Origin of the sequence: Vogesella mureinivorans (genome assembly GCF_007644035.1) — a bacterium.
GTDB classification, from domain to species: domain Bacteria; phylum Pseudomonadota; class Gammaproteobacteria; order Burkholderiales; family Chromobacteriaceae; genus Vogesella; species Vogesella mureinivorans.
Genome location: NZ_VMTV02000042.1, coordinates 1 through 682 on the forward strand (window position 1 = coordinate 1; position 682 = coordinate 682).

At 64.2% G+C, this 682-nt stretch carries 1 protein-coding gene; it reads right to left on the minus strand.

Going from position 1 to position 682, the window contains the following annotated elements:
* Positions 1–119: 119 nt before the first annotated feature.
* Positions 120–682: EF-Tu C-terminal domain-related protein (locus FLQ44_RS01020; protein WP_147692665.1), on the minus strand; the 563-nt coding region annotated here is incomplete at its 5' end.

Below are 682 nucleotides of genomic sequence, written 5' to 3' on the forward strand. Positions count from 1 at the left end.
TCGCCTTGAGCCGGATCCGATTCTTCTGGTCCGCCCTGGGCCTGGTCCTTGGGTTTCGTTAAAGAGCGTCGGGGGTGGGAGCATAGGTCCCACCCCCCGGGTGCAAGCCCGCTATCGTATCACTGGATGATCTTGGCGACAACACCGGCGCCGACGGTACGGCCGCCTTCGCGGATCGCGAATCGCAGGCCCTCTTCCATCGCGATCGGGGCGATCAGCGTCACCACCATCTTGATGTTGTCGCCCGGCATCACCATCTCGACGCCCTCGGGCAGCTCGCAGGCACCCGTCACGTCGGTCGTGCGGAAGTAGAACTGCGGACGGTAGCCTTTGAAGAACGGCGTGTGACGACCACCCTCGTCCTTCGACAGCACGTACACCTCAGCTTCGAACTGGGTGTGCGGCTTGATCGAACCCGGCTTGCACAGCACCTGGCCACGCTCGACGTCGTCACGCTTCGTGCCGCGCAGCAGCAGACCCGCGTTGTCGCCCGCCTGCCCCTGGTCCAGCAGCTTGCGGAACATCTCGATGCCGGTGACCGTCGTCTTGGCCGTCGGGCGGATGCCCACGATTTCGACTTCGTCACCCACCTTGATGATGCCGCGCTCGATACGGCCGGTCACCACGGTGCCGCGGCCCGAGATCGAGAACACGTCTTCCACAGGCATCAGGAAGGTCTTGT